The following is a 19621-nucleotide window of genomic DNA, read 5'->3' as shown; positions in this document are numbered from 1 at the left end:
CCGCGAAAAGGATATGAGCTCGATGCGCCGACTTGTGACGATTCCCGCAATTTTGGCGCTCGGCATCAGCGTGTCGGCGGTGGGACAGAGCGTGAAACCGCTCGCCGGCAAGGACCGGGCGGCGCTGTCGACCGCCGTCGCGAACCCGGCCCGGAGCGATTCGAATCGCGCCCGCGACCGTTATCGCAATCCGCAGGCCACCCTTGCCTTCTTCGGCGTCCGGCCGAACCACACGGTGGTCGAGATCTTCCCCGGCGGCGGATGGTACAGCGAGATCGTCGCGCCTTACGTGCTGAACGGCGGCGGGACCTATTATGCCGCCGCGCCCGATCGCGGGCTCAACGGCCTCCGGGCGCTGGCGGCCAAGAATCCGGCGCTCTACGGCAAGGCCCGGCTCGCCATCTTCCCGAACCGCGAGGCCGGCCAGGCCAAGGTCCCCGACGGCTCGGCCGACGTGGTGCTCACCTTCCGCAACGTCCACAACTGGGCGATGGGCGATCAGCCCTATGCGGCGGAAGCCTTCCAGCAGATGTACGCGATGCTGAAGCCCGGCGGGGTCCTTGGGATCGAGGAGCATCGGCTGCCCGAGAGCGCCGACGGCGCGCGCGAGAAGAGCAGCGGCTACCTCAAGGTCTCGACCGTCCGCCGCCTCGCCGAGCAGGCCGGCTTCCGCTTCGCCGGTGCGAGCGAGATCAATGCCAACCGCAAGGATACCACCGACTGGCCGCAGGGCGTGTGGACGCTCCCGCCGACCTACCGCCTCGGCGACCAGGACCGAGCGAAATATGCGGCGATCGGCGAAAGCGACCGGATGACCTTGCGGTTCGTCAAACCCCGCTGACCCGGCCGACCTTCGGCGCGGTGGGGTTGGTCGCGAGCCATGCCTCCAGCGCGTCGAGGTCGAGCCCCGCGTCATAGGCATCCTTGCCCTCGGAGAGCACCGAGAAGCCGTCGCCCCCGCTGGCAAGGAAGTTATTGGTGTTGACCCGGTAGGTTGCGGCCGGGTCGATCGGCCGGCCATTCAGCCGCATGTCGACGATCCGCTCGCCCTCGGGCTTCGACAGGTCGTAGCGGAAGGTGAAGCCCGCGGACGGCACGAGCATCGACCCGATCCGGGCCTTGCCGTTTTCGACCTTGAACTGCTGCTCGAGCAGGCGCTTCAGCTGCGTTCCGGTCAGGCTCTTCACCACCAGATTGTTGCCGAACGGCTGGATCGCGAAGATCTGGCCATAGGTGATGGTCCCGTCGGCACGCGGGATGAGATCGGTGCGGACCCCGCTCGCGTTGATGAAGGCGATCTGCGCGCCGCCCTGGGTCGGGTCGCGGGTCGCGGCCAGCTGCGCGTCGGAGATGAGCTCGGCGGCCGAGCTCTCATGATCGTCGGGATCCTTCATCGCCGAGCCGATCAGCCGGCCGACCACCCGCTCGGAAGCCGGCCGCGCCGCCTCGGCATAGCGATCGACCAGCGCCTGCACCTCGGGATCACGCTCGGCCAGGACGGGAACGTTCGACGCCGAGGCCGCGACCATGCGCCCGCTCGCGGGATCGAAGCGGAGGCGGATGTCACTGACGAGATAGCCGTTCTTGCCCGCGCTGGTGAGCAGTCGCGGCGCCCCGCCGGCATCGACCGTGCAGGCATAGGCGTGATGGGTATGACCGCTGACCACGACGCTGATCGCCGGATCGAGCCGCCCAAGCAGCGGCACGATCTCGCCCGAAAGCCCGTCGCAGCCGAACGCGTCATAGGTCGGTGGCACCCGCCCGCCCTGATGGATGAGGAGGACGATCGCATTGGCCCCCTCGGCCTTGAGCTTGGGCACCAGTGCATTGGCGGTGGCCGCCTCGTCGGCGAAGGTCAAGCCCTTCACCCCGGCCGGCGTGACCAGCGTCGCCGTCTCCTTGAGCGTCATGCCGATGAAGCCGAGCTTCACCGGGCCGACCTGCTTCACCGCGGTCGCCGGGAAGAGGGTCGTGCCCTTCTCGGTGAGGACGTTCGCGGCGAGGTAGCGGAAGCGGGCCGGGGCATGCGGCTCGACCCGGCAGGGGACCCGGCTGGTCAGCTTCTCGCAGCCGCCATTCTGGATCCGAAGCAGCTCCGCCCCACCCTTGTCGAACTCGTGATTGCCGACCGCGGCAAGCTCGAGCCCGGCAAGGCCGAGCGCCTTGATCGTCGGCTCGTCGAGAAAATAAGCGGAGACCAGCGGACTCGCGCCGATAAGGTCGCCGGCCGCGACGGTGACGCTCTGCCGCCCCTCGCGCAGACGACGCAGGGTCGCCGCCAGCTGCGCCGCGCCACCGGCCCGATATCTGGTCGTCGACCCGTCCGCGTTGCGCAGCGGCACCGCGTCCTTGGGCGTCTCGAGATTGCCGTGGAAATCGTTGATGCCGAGGATCTGCACTTCGACCGGAGCGGTCGGCAGCGGCGCCTCGGCGATCCGGGCAGGCTGGACCGCGCAGGCCGAAAGAACAGCGCTACACGCGAGCAGCGAAAGGCGTGAAATCGGTACGCTCATCGAAGACATCCACTCCTTCGCGCCGCTTGAGGAACCCGACCACCGCATAGGTGACCGGGGTCAGCAGCGCTTCCCAGGCAACTTTCAGCGCCCATTGGGTCAGCAGGACCTTGAGCACAAGCTCGTTGGTCCAGCCCTGGGCGCCCCAGAAGGCGAGCGGATAGAAGATCAGGCTGTCCACACCTTGACCGGCGACCGTGCTTCCGATGGTGCGGGTCCACAGGTGCCGCCCGCCGGTCCACAATTTCATCCGCGCGAGGACCAGCGAATTGACGAATTCGCCCGCCCAGAAGGCGACGATCGAAGCGAGCACGATTCGCGGAACCTGCCCGAACACCTGTTCATAGGCCGCCTGTCCGCCCCACGTCGGTGCCGGGGGGAGCTTGACCACGACATAGCTCATGAAGGCCATGAACAGCAGCGCCGCCGTCCCGACCCAGATGCAGCGTCGCGCCCGGGCATAGCCATAGACCTCGGTCAAGAGGTCGCCGATGACATAGGACAGCGGAAAGAAGAGGATCCCCGCGCCGAACGGCCACAGCCCGATCAGCGGAAGGTCGATCTGCGCCACCTTGCCCGCGCCGAGCACGTTCGACAGCAGGAGGATGGCGACGAAGGCCGCCATGACGAGGTCGAAATAGCGTAGCGGCCGCCCGTGAAGGCTGGCGGCCTCGACCCGTTTCACCTCGTCCATTCGCTCCATTTCCCCCTTGCCCGGTCCGCGATCGGGTTCCCGCGCTGGCAAGGAAAAGAAGCGCACGCGCCGGGTCAAGCCCGGGGTGACGAAAGCACGGGGCCTGACTAACAGGCGCGAATGACCGACGAGGAACTGATTGCCGCCGCCCGCGCCGCCGCGCTCAAGGCCTATGCCCCCTATTCCGGCTTCTCGGTCGGCTGCGCGATTCTCGCCAGCGACGGCCAGCTGGTCACCGGCGCGAATATGGAGAATGCCTGCTACCGGCTCGGCATCTGCGCCGAGCAGAGCGCGCTGACCACGGCGCAGCACCAGTTCGGACTGACCAATGTCGCGCGAATCGCCGTTGCCGGCGGCGACGGCTCTGGCGAGGCGCTGGCGGGTGCCCAGGCTGTCAGCCCCTGCGGGGGTTGCCGCCAGGCGATCCTCGAAGCCGCGCAGCTCGGCGGCCGCGACATCGAGATCCTCTGTGCCAGCGGCGACGGCTCGGTGGTCGAGCGGCACCTTATCTCCGACCTCATTCCGCACGGCTTCGGTCCGGCGAACCTCTCCGACGCCGTCTAGGCCCCGAGCCACCCCCGCCATTCGGCCGCCAGCGCGCGGGCCTCGGCATCGGAGCCGGTCGCGACGAACAGGGTATCGTCGCCGCTGATCGTGCCCGCGACCGCAGGTAGCGCGGCGGCGTCGAGCGCCACCCCGACAAGGTGCGCCGAGCCGGGCGGTGTCTTGAGGATCACGAGGCTCGCCGCGGGCGCGATCGAACGGACCCACTCGGAAAAGAGGCTTCTCAGCCGCACTTCGCTGGGCGGCAGGGAACCGATGGCTTCAGGAAGCGCATAACGGGTCTCGCCCCCGCGGCGCAGCTTGATCGCGCCAAGCTGGTCAAGGTCACGGCTGACGGTCGCCTGGGTGACGTCGTGGCCGAGCGCGCGGAGCTCGGCGACGAGCGCGTCCTGGCGGGTCAGGCTTCGTCGTCGAAGAAGGTCGGCAAGCGCCGCCAGTCGCCGGTTTCGCGCATCAGTCATGTCACGTTTATGCATGAGGTTGCATAGAGATGCAAACAGGACCATAGGCCGCCTCCCATGATTCGAACTGCCATCCTCGGAGCCTCCGGCTATGTCGGCGGCGAACTGCTCCGGCTTCTCGCGCGCCACCCGGCGCTCGCGGCCACGCGCGTGTTCGGGGACAGCAAGGCCGGCCAGTCGCTCGCGACCGTTCACCCGCATCTGGCCGGTCCGGCCGCGGCGCTTACGGTCGAGCGCTTCTCGATCGACGCCCTTGCCGACGTCGATCTCGTCTTCGCCGCCCTCCCCCATGGCGAAAGCCAGAAGATCGCTGGCGACATCCTCGGCTTGGGCAAGAAGCTGGTCGACCTCGGCGCCGACTTCCGGCTGCATGATGCGCAGGATTATGCAAAATGGTATGGCGAGGCGCATGGCTCCGCCGATCTCCTCGACCGGTTCGTCTTCGGCATTCCCGAGCTTCACCGCGACTCGATCCGCAAGGCGCAGGCGGTGGCGGCGGCCGGCTGTTATCCGACCGCGACCATCCTCGCGCTGAAACCGCTGGTCGACGCCGGCCTCGTCGACTCCGCCAGCATCATCGTCGATGCGGCGAGCGGGATCAGCGGCGCCGGTCGCGGGCTCAAGGAAGGCACTGCCTTCAACACGGTCGACGGCAGCTTCGCGGCCTACGGCCTCCTCACCCACCGGCACACCGCCGAGATGGAGCAGGAACTGGGTGCGACCGTCCTCTTCACGCCGCACCTCGCGCCCATGACCCGTGGCATTCTCGCCACCTGCTATGCGAGCGCGGCGCGCGACATGGATCCGGGCGAGCCGCTCGGCGTCCTTCGCGCGGCCTATGCGGATGAGCCGTTCGTTCGGGTCAGCGACGATCCCCCCTCGACCAAATGGGTCGCGGGAAGCAACGGCGCCGTGGTCTCGGCCCGCTTCGACCCTCGCACCCGGCGCGTCGTCGCGCTCGGCGCGATCGACAATCTTGGCAAGGGCGCCGCCGGACAGATGATCCAGTGCGCCAATCTGATGTTCGGGCTGGACGAGGCCGCTGGCCTTGCCGCCGAAGGAGTATTTCCATGAGCGTAACCGCCGCCGAGGGCTTCGTCGCCTCGGGTCTCCATGCCGGAATCAAGCGCAAGAAGCTCGACATGGCGCTGCTTGCGACCGAGGACCGGGCGCCGGTCACCTGCGCCGCCGTCTTCACCCAGAACAAGTTCTGCGCGCCCCCCGTGCAACTCGACCGCGCCCTCCTTGCGGCCAATGGCGGCAAGGCCGTCGGGGTCGTGGTCAACAGCGGCAACGCCAATGCCGGAACGGGCGCGGCCGGGTATCGCGACGCCCAGGCGATGCAGATGGCGGCCTCGCAGGCCCTTGGCGCGGGCAGCGGCCACGTGCTGGTCTGCTCGACCGGGATCATCGGCACGCCCCTGCCGATGGACGTGATCCTGCCCGCCATCCCGAAGCTTGCCGCCGATCTGTCGGTCGAGGGCGGCGCGGATGCCGCGGCGGGAATCCTCACCACCGACCATGTCGCCAAGGAAGTGGTCGTGCGCGGTGACGGCTGGACGATCGGCGGCATGGCCAAGGGCTGCGGCATGATCGCGCCCAACATGGCGACCATGCTCGCTTTCCTCACCACCGATGCCGACGTGCCCCATGCGGCGCTCCAGGCGATGCTCCGCGACGCAAGCGACCAGACCTTCAACACGCTCAACGTCGACGGCGCGACCTCGACCAACGACACGGCGATGGTCTTCGCCAGCGGCCGTCGTGGCAAGCCGGGCGATCTCGACGGCTTTGCCCGCGCGATCCAGCAGGCCTGCCGCGACCTCACCATGAAGATGGCGCATGATGCAGAGGGCATGACCCGCCTTGCCCATCTTCACGTCACCGGCGCTGCCAACGACGGGGAGGCGCGCCGCGCGGCCAAGTCGATCGCCGAGAACAATCTCGTCAAATGCAGCTGGTATGGCGCCGACCCCTATTGGGGCCGCCTCCTTGCCGCGGCCGGGTCGGCGGGCGTCGAGCTCGATGTCGAGCGCAGCGCCGTCCTCTACGGGGGGATCATGGTCGCCAGGGGCGGGGTCGGGATCGATCATGACGCGCAGGCTTTGACCGACCATATGCTCGGCACCGAATTCGCGATCGAGGTCCGCCTCGGCACCGGAAGCGGTGAAGCGCGGATGATCGGGGTCGACCTTGGCCCCGGCTACATCAAGGAAAACAGCGTCACGTCATGACCGAGATCCTGTCCCTCGACGTTCCTGCCTCGGCCTCGAGCCACGGCGATGCGCTGGCGCGGAGCCTGCTCACGCCCTCGAGCACGGCCGAGATCCTCGTCGACGCCCTTCCCTACATCCAGCAGTTCGCCGGCAAGGTCGTGGTGGTGAAGCTGGGCGGCGCCGCAATCGACCCTGAGAGCGACCGTGCGCTGGCCCAGGACGTGCTTCTGCTCCGCTCGGTAGGGGTGCGCTGCGTAGTGGTCCACGGCGGCGGCCCGCAGGTCGACGTCATGCTCCGCCGCGTCGGCAAGGAGCCGCGGTTCGACAATGGCCTTCGAGTCACCGATGCCGAGACGCTCGAGATCGTCCGCATGGTGCTGGTCGGCAAGATCAACCGCGACCTCGTCGCGACGATCAACAATGCCGCCGCCGACGAGCCGGTCGCGGTCGGCGTGTCGGGCGAGGATGCCGGGCTGCTCCGGGTCACCGCGCGCGATTCCAAGCTCGGCTTCGTCGGCGACGTCTCCGAGGTTCGGGCCGAGCATCTCCTGCGCCTGCTCGACGACGGGATCATCCCGGTCGTCTCGACCATCGGCGCCGACGCAAACGGCCAGCCCCACAACGTCAATGCCGACGAAGCGGCCAAGGCCATCGCCATCGCGATGAAGGCCGAAAAGATCGTCTACCTGACCGCCGCGCCCGGCCTCCTTGAGGACGCCAGTGACGAAACAACGCTCATTCCCCGGCTGACCGCGCCCGAACTTCGCGAGCGGATCAGCCATGCCAGCGTCGGCGGAGGCATGATCCCCAAGCTCACCGCCTGCGCCGACGCCGTCGAGCAGGGCGTCGCCTTTGCCCACATCATCGACGGCCGCGTGCCCCATGCGCTGCTGATCGAACTGCTGACCCGCCACGGCATCGGGACGATGATCAAGGCGGAGGCCAATTGGTGAAGCACCTTCTCTCCCTCGACGGTCTCGCCGCAGCCAACCTCGAAGCGATCCTTGCGCTGGCCGAAGCGGCCCCCGCCCCGCTCCTCGCAGGGCGCGGCGCCGCGCTCTACTTCGAGAAGCCAAGCGCCCGCACCCGCAACTCGATGGAGCTCGCGGTCCACCAGCTTGGCGGTCACCCCGTCTATCTGACGCCCGGCGAGCTCGGGATCGGGACTCGCGAGAGCGTCGAGGACATTGCCCGCACGCTTGCCTGCTTCCACGGCGTCACCTGCGCGCGGGTGTTCGACCATGGCCTGCTCGAGGCGCTTGCCGCCGCGAGCCCGGTGCCGGTGGTCAACATGCTGTCCGGCAGCGACCATCCGCTGCAGGCGCTCGCCGACCTGCTGACGATCAAGCAGCTGTGCGGCCGCATCGAGGGCGTGAAGGTCGCTTACGTCGGCGACGGCGACAACAATGTCGCGCGAAGCCTCGCGCAGGGCTGCGCGATGCTCGGCGCCGCGCTGACCATCGTCGCGCCGGACGGCTATCAGCTGAGCGACGCCCCGGCCGGGGTCGCGCAGACCGCTGACCTCGCGGCGGTCGAGGGCGCCGACATCGTCTACACCGACGTCTGGGTGTCGATGGGCCAGGATAGCGAGGCCGAGCGGCGCAACGCCGACCTCGCCGCCTACCAGGTCAACGACGCGCTGATGGCGCGGGCGCCGCACGCCCATTTCCTCCACTGCCTGCCCGCGCGGCGCGGCGAGGAGGTCACCGCCAGCGTCATCGACGGACCGCGCTCGGCGGTCTGGCGTCAGGCGGAAAACCGGATGCACAGCGCGCGCGGCGCGCTGATGTGGCTCCTCCAGAAGGACTGAAAGACCCATGGCCAAGCTCAAGGTCGTGCTCGCTTATTCGGGCGGGCTCGACACCTCGATCATCCTCAAGTGGCTTCAGACCGAATATGACGCGGAGGTGGTGACCTTCACCGCCGACCTCGGCCAGGGCGAGGAAGTCGAGCCGGCGCGGGCCAAGGCGCAGATGCTCGGCATCAAGCCCGAGAACATCTTCATCGACGATCTGCGCGAGGAGTTCGTCCGCGACTTCGTCTTCCCGATGTTCCGTGCCAACACCCTCTACGAGGGGCAGTATCTGCTCGGCACCTCGATCGCGCGGCCGCTGATCGCCAAGCGCCAGATCGAGATCGCGAGGGCGGTGGGCGCCGACGCGGTCTGCCACGGCGCGACGGGCAAGGGCAACGACCAGGTCCGCTTCGAGCTCGGCTATTATGCGCTCGAGCCCGACATAAGGGTGATCGCCCCGTGGCGCGAATGGGAGTTCGCGAGCCGTGAGCAGCTGATCGACTTCGCCGAGAAGAACCAGATCCCCATCGCCAAGGACAAGCGCGGCGAAAGCCCCTTCTCGATCGACGCCAACCTCCTTCACTCCTCGTCCGAGGGGAAGGTGCTGGAGGACCCGGCCCAGGAAGCGCCCGAATATGTCCACCAGCGGACGATCAGTCCGGAGGACGCGCCCGACAAGCCGACGGTCATCACCATCGACTTTGAGCGCGGCGATCCGGTTGCAATCGACGGGGTGGCGATGAGCCCGGCGACCCTGCTGACCAAGCTCAACGAGCTTGGTCGCGACAATGGCATCGGGCGCCTCGACCTCGTCGAGAACCGCTTCGTCGGCATGAAGAGCCGCGGGGTCTATGAGACGCCGGGCGGGACCATCCTTCTCGCCGCGCACCGGGGGATCGAGAGCATCACGCTCGACGGCGGGGCGATGCACCTCAAGGACTCGATCATGCCGCGCTATGCGAGCCTGATCTACAACGGCTTCTGGTTCGCGCCGGAGCGCGAGATGCTCCAGGCGCTGATCGACAAGAGCCAGGAGATGGTCACCGGCCGGGTGACGGTGAAGCTCTACAAGGGCAATGCCACGGTCATCGGCCGGGAGAGCGACTATTCGCTCTATGACGAGGACCTCGTCACCTTCGAGGAGGGCAGCGGCTCCTACGACCAACGCGACGCGGCGGGGTTCATCAAATTGAATGCCCTCCGCCTCCGCATCGCAGCACAGCGGGCCAAGAAGGTCGGCTGACGGCCTAAGTTGACGAAGTTGACATAGGGCGGGGTCACTCCCGCCCTATTTCTTTTCCCGTCAAAACAGCATCTTGCACGCGATCCCGCCCAACCGGCGCAAGGAGTCACGAAAGCAGGCGAAATCCTACTTTTCAAGCGGTCCGAGCAATTCCTTCCAGCGGGCCACCTGCTCGCGGACGCGGACGGGGGCGGTGCCGCCGTGGCTGACCCGGCTGGCGACCGAGGCCTCGACGCTGAGGACGTCGTAGACCCTTCTGTCGATGCGGCGGTCGATGGCCTGGAGCGTCTCGAGCGATAGGTCGGCAAGGTCGCAGCCCGCCTCCTCGGCCGCCTTCACCGCGCGGCCAGTGATGTGATGCGCCTCGCGGAAGGGAATGCCCGCCTCGCGGACCAGCCAGTCGGCAAGGTCGGTCGCGGTCGAGAAGCCCGATGCGGCGGCGGCGCGCATCTTCTCGGGCACGAAGGAAGCGCTTTCGACCGTGCCGGCGAGCGCGGCGAGGCTGAGCGCAAGGAGGTCGTGCGCCTCGAAGGTCGGCGCCTTGTCGTCCTGCATGTCCTTTGAATAAGCGAGCGGCAGGCCTTTCATCGTTACCATCAGGCCGGCGAAGAGGCCAAGGATCCGCCCTGAATGGCCGCGCACCAGTTCGGCTGCGTCGGGATTGCGCTTCTGCGGCATGATCGAGCTTCCGGTCGACCACTGGTCCGACAGCTTCACGAAGCCGAACGGCGGGCTCGCCCAGAGGATGATCTCCTCCGCCAGCCGCGAGAGGTGGAGCGCGCACTGGGTCGCGGCGGCGAGATAGTCGAGCGCGAAGTCGCGGTCGGAGACGCTGTCGAGACTGTTGGCGGTGGGCTGGTCGAAGCCGAGCGCTTCGGCGGTGCTCACGCGGTCTGTCGGGAAGCCCGTCCCGGCGAGCGCAGCGGCGCCGAGCGGGCAGTCGCTGGCGCGCTCGTCGGCGTCGAAGAAGCGCGAGACGTCGCGCTGGAGCATCTCGACATAGCTGAGGAGATGGTGGCCGAGGGTGACCGGCTGCGCCACCTGGAGATGGGTGAAGCCCGGCATGATCGTCTCGGCATGTTCGGTGGCCCGGTCGATCAGCACCTTCTGCAGCGCGACGATCCCGGTTGCGGCCTCGCGGCAAGCGCCCCGGACCCACAGTTTGAAATCGGTCGCGACCTGGTCGTTGCGCGAGCGGGCAGTGTGGAGACGGCCAGCGGCGGGGCCGATCAGCTCGGCGAGCCGCGCCTCGACCAGCATGTGGATGTCCTCGAGGTCGGGCCGGTCGGGCACGCCCTCGGCCTCGAATTCGGCCTCGATGCGATCGAGCCCGACAAGGATGGCGGCGGCGTCATCAGCGTCGATGATGCCCTGATCCCGGAGCATGGCGGCATGGGCCTTCGAGCCGCGCAGATCCTCGCGCCACAGGCGGCGGTCGACGGGAAGCGAATTGTTGATCGCCTGCATGATCTCTGACGGCCCGGCGGCGAAGCGCCCGCCCCACATCTGGTTGCTGCTCATGGCCGTGCCTATATTTTGGCAAATGGACGCCGTCACCCGCCCTCGCACCGCGACCCTCTACCGGATGGTCATGCCGGACCATGTCTGTCCTTATGGGGTGAAGGCGCTGCACCTGCTGCGCAAGGCCGGCTACCGGGTCGACGACCGGCATCTGACCGACCGGGCGCAGACCGATGCCTTCAAGGCCGAGCATCAGGTCGCGACCACCCCGCAGATCTTCATCGATGGCGAGCGGATCGGCGGACACGACGACCTCCGCCGCTTCCTCGGCCTCAAGGTCGCCGACCCCAAGGCGACGTCGTACGAGCCGGTCGCCTGGCTGTTCGCCATGACCGCGGCGATGGCGCTGGCGGCGAGTGTCGCGGCCTTCGGGCGGCCCTTCACGGTTCAAGCCGCCGAATGGTTCGTCGCCTTCTCGATGTGCGTCCTTGCGCTGCTCAAGCTTCAGGACGTCGAGCGCTTCGCGACCATGTTCCTTAACTACGACCTCTTGGCGCGGCGCTGGGTGCCTTATTCCTACGCCTATCCCTATCTCGAGGGACTGGCGGGCGTGCTGATGGTTGCCGGGGTGCTCAACTGGCTGTCGATCCCGATCGCGCTGTTCATCGGGACGATCGGTGCGGTGTCGGTGTTCAAGGCGGTCTATGTCGACAAGCGCGAGCTCAAATGCGCCTGCGTCGGGGGAAGCAGCAACGTGCCGCTGGGCTTCGTCTCCCTGACCGAGAATCTCGGGATGATCGCCATGGCCCTTTGGATGCTAGGCCGTCACGCCTTGATGGGCTGAGCGTTGAGCGCCTTGTCGAGCGCGGCCGCGAGCTCCGCCTGGCGGAACGGCTTGCTGAGGTGCGGGAAGGACGGCGACAGGCTTTCAAGGTCGGCGTAGCCCGACACGATCAGCACCGGGAGGTCGGGGCGACCGTTGCGGAGGCGGACGGCGAGGTCGGTGCCGCTTAGCCCCGGCATGAGCTGGTCGGTGACGAGGAGATCGGGAACAAGCCCGCCGTCGAGCAGCGCCAGCGCCGCTTCGCCGCTGTCGGCTTCGACCACGCGATAGCCGAGATCGGCGAGCATCCCGGCGGTGGATTCGCGGACCAGTTCCTCGTCGTCGACGAGGAGCGCCGTGCCGGCCCCGCTCGCCTCGGCCTCGGCGCTGTCCCCTTTCCCGCTGGCCACCTTGCCGCGGGCGACGGGGAGCCACAGTTCGATGGTCGTGCCCATGCCGGGCCGGCTGCGGATATCGAGCCCGCCACCCAATTGCGCGGCAAGCCCGTGGACCATCGACAGGCCAAGCCCGGTGCCCTTCCCGATCCCCTTGGTCGAGAAGAAGGGCTCGATTGCGCGGCGGCGGGTTTCCTCATCCATCCCGGTGCCCGTATCGCTGACGCTGAGGACGACATGCTGCTTGTCGGGAAGACCGAGGCGGGCACCGCTACCGGGCCGTTCGAGGCGGGTCGCGATGGTCAGGGTGCCGCCGTCAGGCATGGCGTCGCGGGCGTTCACGCTGAGGTTGAGGAGCGCCATCTCGAGCTGGTTGCCGTCGGCGAGCGCGGGCGGGAGCTTGTCGGGGGCGTCGGTCACGACCCGGACCCGGGGCCCTGAGGTGGAATCGATGAGTTCGCTCATCTCGGCGACGATCTTGCCGATATCGACCGCGGTCGCCTGGAGCGGCTGGCGGCGGGCGAAGGCGAGCAGGCGTTGGACGAGGACCCGGGCGCGCTCGGCCGAGGTCAGCGCGCCTTCGACCAGGCGGCCGGTGCGATCGTCGAGCACCAGCTTGCGCTGGAGGAGGTCAAGGCTGCCGATGATCGGAGTGAGGAGATTGTTGAAGTCGTGGGCGACGCCGCCGGTCAGCTGACCCATCGCCTCGAGCTTCTGGCTCTGGCGGAGGGCCTCCTGCGCGGCCTCGCGCTCGGCGACGACCTTCTCGACCTCGCGCTCGAGGCCGAGGGTGAGCTTGCGTTCGCGATCGATGTCGATCGAGGCGACCACCCCGCCGGTGACCGTGCCTTTCTCGTCGCGGATCGGGGCCGCGACGTAGCGCAGCCAGCGGCGCGAACCATCGGCGCGCTCGACCTGGCATTCGAGCTCGGGCCGGTCCTCGCCGCGAAGAGCGCGGGTCATCGGATATTCTCCGCTCTCGACCTGGCGGCCGTCGGCATGGAAAGCGACGAAATCCTCCTTGTAGCTGTCGATGCTGCTACTCTTGAGCGTGTCGCTGCCGAGGAAGCGGAGGATTTGCTCGTTGCTTCCGGTGAGGCGGCCCTCGCGGTCGGCGAACATCAGCCCGACCGGGACGGCCTCGAGGATGGCGCGAAGTCGCGCCTCGCTGTCGCGGAGCGCGCGCTCGGCCTCGATCCGGTCGTCGATGTCGGTGCAGGTGCCCATCCAGCGGACGATGGTGCCACTTTCGTCGCGGATCGGAAGCGCCCGGCCGAGCACCCAGCGATAGGCGCCGCTGTGGTGGCGGAGGCGATATTCGATCTCATAGGGTTCGCCGCTAGCGAGCGACTGCTGCCACCTCTCCCATGAGCGGGGCTGGTCCTCGGGGTGGAACATGCCGTTCCACTCGGTCCCGTCGGTGGTGCCTTCGGAAACGCCAGTGAACTGGTACCAGCGATCGTTGTAGAAATCGTGATGGCCGTTGGGGAGCGTCGACCAGACCATCTGCGGGATGGCATCGAGGCGGAGGCGAAGCTCGCGCTCGCTGCGGCGCAGTTCCTCCTCCTGCTGGACGCGTTCGGTGACGTCGGTGAAGAGGATCGCGACATTGGAATCGGCCGGCGCGCCGATCGGGAAGGCATAGACTTCGAACCAGCGGCCGAGCGGCTCGGCAAAATCGACGAAGCGCTCGTGCTGGCCGGTCCGGGCGACCCGGCCGTAGCGGTCGAACCAGATCTGCTCGAGGTCGGGGACGGCTTCGCGCATCGACTGGCCGAGGATGGCCTCGGGAAGCCCGGTCTGGCGAGTGAAGGCGGGGTTGATCTCGCTGAAGCGATAGTCGGCGGGCTTGCCGTCCTCGTCGAAGGAGACGCGGATGATGCAGAAGCCCTGGTCCATCGATTCGAACAAGGCGCGGTAGCGTTCCTCGCTGATCGCGAGGGCGTTACGGGCGCGATATTCCTCGCTCCGGTCGCGGAAGAGGACGGCGACGAGGCGGTCCTCGACGCTGCCGACGCGGAAGGCGGCAAGGTCGAGGAAGCGCTGGGTCGCCTTCAGTTCCTGTTCGAAGCGGATCGGCTGGCCGGTAAGCAGCACCTCGCGGTAGCGCTCGACCCAGCTGTCGGCCTCGTCGGGGACCATGGCCCGGACATATTGGCCGACCACGTCGGGGATGCCGGCGTTGCGGGTGTAGGCGGGATTGGCCTCGACGTGGACATAGTCGCTCAAGGGGCCGTGGGGACCGTCGACGAAGCGGATGATGCAGAAGCCCTCGTCGATCGTGTCGAACAGGCCGCGATAGCGCTGCTCGCTACGGCGGAGGGCTTCCTCGGTGCGCTTGCGCTCGCTGATGTCCTCGACGACCGAGATGAAGAATTTGACGCTCCCGTCGGGGTTACGCTCGGCCGAGACGGTGAGGTTGACCCAGATGTCGCCGCCGTCCTTGCCGATGTAACGCTTTTCGATCGTGTAATCGTCGATCTCACCGGCGAGCGCCTTGCCGACCAACTCGGCATCGGGGGAGAGGTCGTCGGGATGGGTGATCTCGCGCCAGCCGCCGGCGAGGATCTCCTCGCGCGAACGGCCGAGGATATCGCAGAAGCGGTCGTTGATCTCGAGGAAGGGACCCTCGGGCGCGACCCGGCCGATGCCGACCGCGGCGGAATTGAAGATCGTGCGGAAGCGCTCCTCGACCTCCTTCTCGAGGGTGATCTCCTCGACCGAGCCGGCGGCGCCGACGATCGTGCCCTGCGCGTCGCGCAGCGGAAGCCAGTTCTCGCGCCAGGTGCGGACGACGCCCGGTGCCGCGGGGGTCTCGCCGCTGGTCTCGAAGCCCCACACTTCCTCGCCCGCGAGGCAGCGGCGGACCGCCTGCTCGATCCGGTCGCTGATGTCGGGGAGGACCTCGGCGAGGGTCTTGCCGACATGGTCGGCGGCGGGAAGGCCGCTCATTTCGGCGAGGCGCTCGTTGACGCGGACGTAGCGAAGGTCGCGGTCGACCACGACGAGGCCGATCGGGGCGGTGGCGTAGGTGGCGGCGATCTCGTCGGCGGCAAGGCGGGCCTGCTCCTCGGCAGCGCGGCGATCGTCGATGTCGAGGCTGATGCCGACCCAGCGGACGATGTCCCGGTTCTCGTCGATGATCGGGGTGGCGCGGCTCGAATGCCAGCGCCAGGCGCCGTCCTTGCGGCGGATCCGATATTCGAGGCTGACGGTTGATCCTTCGCTGACCGCGACCCCGAGCGCCTCTTGAACCGAGGGCAGGTCGTCGGGATGGATGATCGAGGCCCAGCCCTTGCCGAGGACGTCGGTCTTCTCGACGCCGGCGTAGCTGCGGTAATAATCGTTGACGTAGAGGTTGTTGCCGCGGCTGTCCGACACGAACAGCATCCCCGGCAGCGTGTCGGCGGTGCTCCGGAACTGGGCTTCGCTGAGCTGAAGCTGCTCGCGCTGGGTGACTTCCTCGGTGACCTCGCGGGTGACCCCGTCGATCTTCTCGACCGAGCCGTCGGCGGCATAGGTGATGCGGCATTCGGCGCGCCAGTGGCGGCCGTCCCGCCCCTTCACCGCCAGCGAGCAGGCAGGGCGCCTCGCCGCGATCGCCTGTTCGAATTCGCCGCGAACCAGCGCCTTTTCCTCGTCGGCGACGAAGAAGAGGCTGTCCCCGGTGCGGTCGGGAAGATCGGCGGGATCGAGCCCGAGCAGCTCGGCGGCATTGGCGCCCCAGTGGATCCGGCCGTCGCGGTCGGTCTCCCAGTCGAACATCCGCGCCATCCGGACCGCACGCTGGAGCCGCTCGGCCGAGCGCCGCGCCTCGACCTCGGCCTCATGCTGCTCGGTGACGTCGGTGCTGGTGCCGAACCAGTAGCGGACCGCCCCCTCCTCGTCGTGATGGGGAACGGCGCGGGCAAGGAAATGGCGGTAGCTGCCGTCGATCGCGCGGAGCCGGTAGGAGCTTTGATAAGGTGTCCTGGCGGCGACCGCGGCAGCCCACTCCTCCCCCACGCGGGGCGCATCGTCGGGATGGATGGCCCCGAGCCAGCCCTCGCCCTGCAATTCCTCGTTCGAGAGGCCAATGAGTTCACTGCAGCGGCGGTTGAACCAGAAAGGGTGGCCGGTCCCGTCCGCCATCCAGACCAGCTGGGACATTTGCTCGGCGAGATTCTGCCAGAGCCAGGGGTCGGGAATGTCGGGCAGCGCCGACGTCAAAGCATCCATGCCACGCTCATTTCGCCCGCCCTGCCCCGATCATAGCCCATGCCCGTAATGATTACCAACGCCGCATCGTCGAAAATGGGCCATCGGGTCAGGCTTGCGCGGCGCCCGCCGCCTCCGTAGCGAGAAAGGACCAATAGAGGGGGTCCGATGCCGCTTCCGTCCGTTTTCGACACGCTGCGCCTGCCGGTCATCGGCGCGCCCTTGTTCATCGTCTCGACCCCGGCGCTGGTGATTGCGCAATGCAAGGCCGGCGTGGTCGGCAGCTTCCCCGCGCTCAACGCGCGCCCGCAGAGCCAGCTCGACGAATGGCTGCACGAGATCACCGAGGCGCTGGCCGAGCACGACCGGGCCAATCCCGACTGTCCGGCGGCACCTTATGCGGTCAACCAGATCGTCCATCGCTCGAACACCCGCTTCGAGGAAGACGTCGCGACCTGCGCCAAGTGGAAGGTGCCGATCGTCATCACCTCGCTCGGCGCACGCGAGGAACTCAATCATGCGGTCCACGGCTGGGGCGGGATCACGCTTCACGACGTGATTGACGACCGCTTCGCCCGCAAGGCGATCGAAAAGGGCGCGGACGGGCTGATCGCGGTTGCCGCCGGCGCCGGGGGCCATGCCGGGCGCTGGTCGCCCTTCGCGCTCATCCAGGAAATTCGCCGCTGGTTCGACGGACCGCTGGCGCTGTCGGGCTCGATCGCGACGGGCGATTCGATCCTCGCCGCGCGAGCGATGGGCGCGGACTTCGCCTATGTCGGCTCGCCCTTCATCGCGACCGACGAGGCGCGCGCCGGCGACGACTACAAGCAGGGGATCGTCGAAGGCTCGGCCAAGGACATCGTCTATTCGAACCTCTTCACGGGGGTGCACGGCAATTATCTGCGCGCCTCGATCGAGAATGCCGGGCTCGACCCCGACAATCTTCCGGAAAGCGGTCCCGAGGCGATGAGCTTCGGCGGCGCCGCGGGCGCCAAGGCGTGGAAGGACATCTGGGGGTCGGGCCAGGGCATTGGCGCGATCGACTCGGTCCAGCCGGCCGGCGCCCTCATCGCTTGCTGGGAGGCCGAATATCGGGCCGCCCGGGCGCGGATCTGCGGCTAGGACTTCAGCGCCGACAGCGCCTGTCGCCACGCCTCGGGCCAGGGCACCGGGCGGCGGTCGGCACGGCCCACGGCGACATGGACGAAATGGCCCGCCGCGGCGGCTTCGTCGGTGTCCGGCGCGAAGGCGGCGATGCGGTAGCGGACGCTCGAGCGGCCGAGGTCGGTGACGGCAAGGCCGATCTCCACCTCGCCCGGATATACGAGCGGGGCGAAATAGTCGCAGCCGGTGCTGACCACGAGGGCGATGGGATCGCCGGAGAGGACGTCGAGCAGCCCCTCGCGCACGAGGAAGCTGTTCACCGCGCTGTCGAACCACTGATAGTAGATGGCGTTGTTGACGTGTCCGTAGACGTCATTGTCCGACCAGCGGAGGCTGAGGCGGTGCCAGGTGCCGAACGCGGCGCGGCGCGGCGGGACCGGGCGGCTCACCAGGCGCTCTCGTAGAGGCGGCGGGCATCCTCCTCGCCGATGGGGACAGGGTTGTTCACCAGCAGGCGCTGCTGCTTCATCGCCTCGCGCGCCAGCATCGGCGCCTCGTCCTCGCCGATCCCGTGGTCACGCAGCCGGGGCTTGAGCCCGGTGGCGAGGACCAGTTCCTCCATCCGCTCGATGAGCCGGCTTGCGGCGCCCTGCGTACCGAGCGCGGCAGCGGCGGGATCGAGGATGGCGGCAAGCTCGGCATAAGGCGTGCGGGCGGCCTCGGCGTTGAAGGTCAGCACCGGGCGCAGCATCAGCGCATTGCTGAGGCCGTGCGGGAGATGATGGATGCCGCCGAGCGGATAGGCGAGCGCATGGACCCCGGCGACGGGGGCATTGGCGAAGGCCAGCCCGGCAAGGTGCGCGCCGAGCAGCATCGCCTCGCGGGCGGGGATGTTGCCGGGTTCGTCGCAGGCGGCGACGATGTTGGCACCGAGCAAGCGCAGCGCTTCCCGCGCCTGCATGTCGCTGACGGGATTCTTGGCATGGGCCGACGTATAGGCCTCGATCGCATGGACCATCGCGTCGATGCCGGTGGCGGCGGTCAGCGCGCGGGGCTTGCCGAGCGTGAGGCTGGCATCAAGCACGGCGATGTCAGGGATGAGCGGCGCGCTGTTGACCCCGCGCTTCTCGTTGCCCTCGACGGTGATGACCGCGACCGGCGTCGCTTCGGAGCCCGTTCCGGCGGTGGTCGGAACGAGGCCAAGCGGGAGCCGGCGACCGCGGGCGAGGCCGACACCCCAGATGGAGTCGAGGTCGTCGCACGAACCGAGGAGATAGGCGGCAAGCTTGGCGACATCCATCGGGCTGCCGCCGCCGAAGCCGATGACGGCGGCGACTCCGGCGCTACGCCCTTCGTCGACCGCGGCGAGCAGGGTATCGCGGCTGGGATCGGCCTCGACGCGATCGAACAGGACAACCTCGCGGCCGGCGCGGAGGCGGTCGAGCAAGGGTTCGAGCAGGCCGGCACCGCTGACGCCAGGATCGGTGACGAGGAGGACGGGTCCGGGCGGAAGCCAGTCGGCGAGCTCGGGCGCGCGGCCGCTGCCGATCAGCAGCCTTGGCCCGGGGTGAAGCGATTGGGAGCTGGTCACCCTATAGGGCGTAGCGGGTCAGCGCGGGGTGTTCCAGATGAGGTCGCGCTCGAGCCGGCCCATCAGCGCGCGGGCCGGGCTCGGCGCCGGCTCGTCGTTAAGCTGCTCCTCGTCGAGGCGCTTCACGCGCTCGTAGAGATCGGTCGAGGAGGCGATCAGCGCCCGCGCCGCCGGAGGAAGCTGCTCGACCACCGCGGCGTCGCTCGACCCCGCATGGCCGAGGCGGCGTTCCGGACGGCGGCCGGACGCGGCGGTAAGCTCGCCCGTCTCGACCGCGCGCTGGGTAAGCAGCCAGGCGATGATGTGCATCAGCCGGGTGGTGACCTTGAGGCTTTCGCAGGCGAAGCCGACCCGGACGAAGGGATCGAGCGTGTCGCGCTCAGCCCGCCCCTGCGCGTCGAAATAGGTGCGCGCCTCGTCCGCCAGCAGCATGGCTTCGGTGTAGAGGCTTTCGACCAGCCGGGGGGTGATCCGGCTGCCGATGCCGCCAAGGGGCGTGACGTCGCTCATCGTCCCTCCTTCATAGCCCCTGCTCGGGTCTGCGAAAACGCACCCCCTCTCAGG

17 protein-coding genes are annotated in these 19621 nt (G+C 68.3%); 9 read left to right on the top strand and 8 right to left on the bottom strand.

Annotated elements, in window-relative coordinates:
- Window positions 1-22: 22 nt before the first annotated feature.
- Window positions 23-841 (top strand): class I SAM-dependent methyltransferase, encoded by an 819-nt coding sequence (locus tag AC4GYU_RS08635; RefSeq protein WP_491086478.1) that lies wholly within the window; start codon window positions 23-25, stop codon window positions 839-841.
- On the opposite strand, the gene AC4GYU_RS08630 is transcribed toward AC4GYU_RS08635, so the two are convergent.
- Both AC4GYU_RS08630 and AC4GYU_RS08625 read right to left on the bottom strand, forming a co-directional pair.
- Complete coding sequence (locus tag AC4GYU_RS08630; protein ID WP_491086477.1) at window positions 828-2513, bottom strand: bifunctional metallophosphatase/5'-nucleotidase; 1686 nt, start codon at window positions 2511-2513, stop codon at window positions 828-830. The two genes, AC4GYU_RS08635 and AC4GYU_RS08630, sit on opposite strands and share 14 nt — an antisense overlap.
- Complete coding sequence (locus AC4GYU_RS08625; protein ID WP_491086476.1) at window positions 2473-3207, bottom strand: queuosine precursor transporter; 735 nt, start codon at window positions 3205-3207, stop codon at window positions 2473-2475. The genes AC4GYU_RS08630 and AC4GYU_RS08625 overlap by 41 nt, the downstream gene beginning before the upstream one ends.
- 120 nt (window positions 3208-3327) lie before the next feature.
- On the opposite strand from AC4GYU_RS08625, the gene AC4GYU_RS08620 reads away from it, so the two are divergent.
- The gene (locus tag AC4GYU_RS08620) at window positions 3328-3771 is read left to right on the top strand and encodes a cytidine deaminase (protein WP_491086475.1); all 444 of its coding nucleotides are present in this window, start codon (window positions 3328-3330) and stop codon (window positions 3769-3771) included.
- Here the strand turns inward: AC4GYU_RS08620 and AC4GYU_RS08615 are convergent.
- Window positions 3768-4232, bottom strand: coding sequence for an arginine repressor (locus AC4GYU_RS08615; protein ID WP_491086474.1), 465 nt, complete (start codon window positions 4230-4232; stop codon window positions 3768-3770). The two genes, AC4GYU_RS08620 and AC4GYU_RS08615, sit on opposite strands and share 4 nt — an antisense overlap.
- Before the next feature lie 57 nt (window positions 4233-4289).
- Between AC4GYU_RS08615 and argC the strand changes: the two genes are divergently transcribed.
- From argC to AC4GYU_RS08590, 5 genes are read left to right on the top strand one after another with little or no spacing between them, the layout of a single operon-like run.
- The gene (gene argC, locus AC4GYU_RS08610; RefSeq protein WP_491086473.1) at window positions 4290-5306 is read left to right on the top strand and encodes an N-acetyl-gamma-glutamyl-phosphate reductase; all 1017 of its coding nucleotides are present in this window, start codon (window positions 4290-4292) and stop codon (window positions 5304-5306) included.
- Entirely contained in the window at window positions 5303-6466 is a 1164-nt protein-coding gene (gene argJ / locus AC4GYU_RS08605) for a bifunctional glutamate N-acetyltransferase/amino-acid acetyltransferase ArgJ (RefSeq protein WP_491086472.1), read from the top strand. The genes argC and argJ overlap by 4 nt, the downstream gene beginning before the upstream one ends.
- Entirely contained in the window at window positions 6463-7401 is a 939-nt protein-coding gene (gene argB, locus AC4GYU_RS08600) for an acetylglutamate kinase (protein WP_491086471.1), read from the top strand. Before argJ ends, argB begins: the two co-directional genes overlap by 4 nt.
- Window positions 7398-8258 (top strand): ornithine carbamoyltransferase, encoded by an 861-nt coding sequence (locus tag AC4GYU_RS08595; protein ID WP_491086470.1) that lies wholly within the window; start codon window positions 7398-7400, stop codon window positions 8256-8258. Before argB ends, AC4GYU_RS08595 begins: the two co-directional genes overlap by 4 nt.
- Window positions 8259-8265: 7 nt before the next feature.
- A complete protein-coding gene (locus tag AC4GYU_RS08590; RefSeq protein ID WP_491086469.1) occupies window positions 8266-9486 on the top strand; it encodes an argininosuccinate synthase in 1221 nt (406 codons plus the stop codon).
- A gap of 126 nt (window positions 9487-9612) precedes the next feature.
- Here AC4GYU_RS08590 and argH read toward each other — a convergent pair whose 3' ends face one another.
- Window positions 9613-10992, bottom strand: coding sequence for an argininosuccinate lyase (gene argH / locus AC4GYU_RS08585; RefSeq protein WP_491086906.1), 1380 nt, complete (start codon window positions 10990-10992; stop codon window positions 9613-9615).
- Window positions 10993-11029: 37 nt separating this feature from the next.
- On the opposite strand from argH, the gene AC4GYU_RS08580 reads away from it, so the two are divergent.
- A complete protein-coding gene (locus AC4GYU_RS08580) occupies window positions 11030-11791 on the top strand; it encodes a MauE/DoxX family redox-associated membrane protein (RefSeq protein ID WP_491086468.1) in 762 nt (253 codons plus the stop codon).
- On the opposite strand, the gene AC4GYU_RS08575 is transcribed toward AC4GYU_RS08580, so the two are convergent.
- On the bottom strand, window positions 11773-16383 hold the full coding sequence (locus AC4GYU_RS08575; protein ID WP_491086467.1) for a PAS domain S-box protein: 4611 nt from the start codon (window positions 16381-16383) through the stop codon (window positions 11773-11775). The two genes, AC4GYU_RS08580 and AC4GYU_RS08575, sit on opposite strands and share 19 nt — an antisense overlap.
- A 147-nt stretch (window positions 16384-16530) precedes the next feature.
- On the opposite strand from AC4GYU_RS08575, the gene AC4GYU_RS08570 reads away from it, so the two are divergent.
- A complete protein-coding gene (locus tag AC4GYU_RS08570; RefSeq protein WP_491086466.1) occupies window positions 16531-17484 on the top strand; it encodes an NAD(P)H-dependent flavin oxidoreductase in 954 nt (317 codons plus the stop codon).
- Here AC4GYU_RS08570 and AC4GYU_RS08565 read toward each other — a convergent pair.
- Genes AC4GYU_RS08565 through AC4GYU_RS08555 form a run of 3 tightly spaced genes read right to left on the bottom strand, consistent with a single transcriptional unit; the run spans window position 17481 to window position 19567 of the window.
- Entirely contained in the window at window positions 17481-17915 is a 435-nt protein-coding gene (locus tag AC4GYU_RS08565; protein ID WP_491086465.1) for an acyl-CoA thioesterase, read from the bottom strand. The two genes, AC4GYU_RS08570 and AC4GYU_RS08565, sit on opposite strands and share 4 nt — an antisense overlap.
- Entirely contained in the window at window positions 17912-19057 is a 1146-nt protein-coding gene (locus AC4GYU_RS08560; protein ID WP_491086464.1) for an iron-containing alcohol dehydrogenase, read from the bottom strand. Before AC4GYU_RS08560 ends, AC4GYU_RS08565 begins: the two co-directional genes overlap by 4 nt.
- 18 nt (window positions 19058-19075) lie before the next feature.
- Complete coding sequence (locus tag AC4GYU_RS08555; RefSeq protein ID WP_491086463.1) at window positions 19076-19567, bottom strand: DUF1465 family protein; 492 nt, start codon at window positions 19565-19567, stop codon at window positions 19076-19078.
- Window positions 19568-19621 lie beyond the last annotated feature (54 nt).

Source organism: Sphingomonas sp. SP2, from assembly GCF_058313385.1.
Note: the sequence above shows the minus strand (reverse complement) of the source record. Positions and strands in the feature narration are given on the sequence as shown.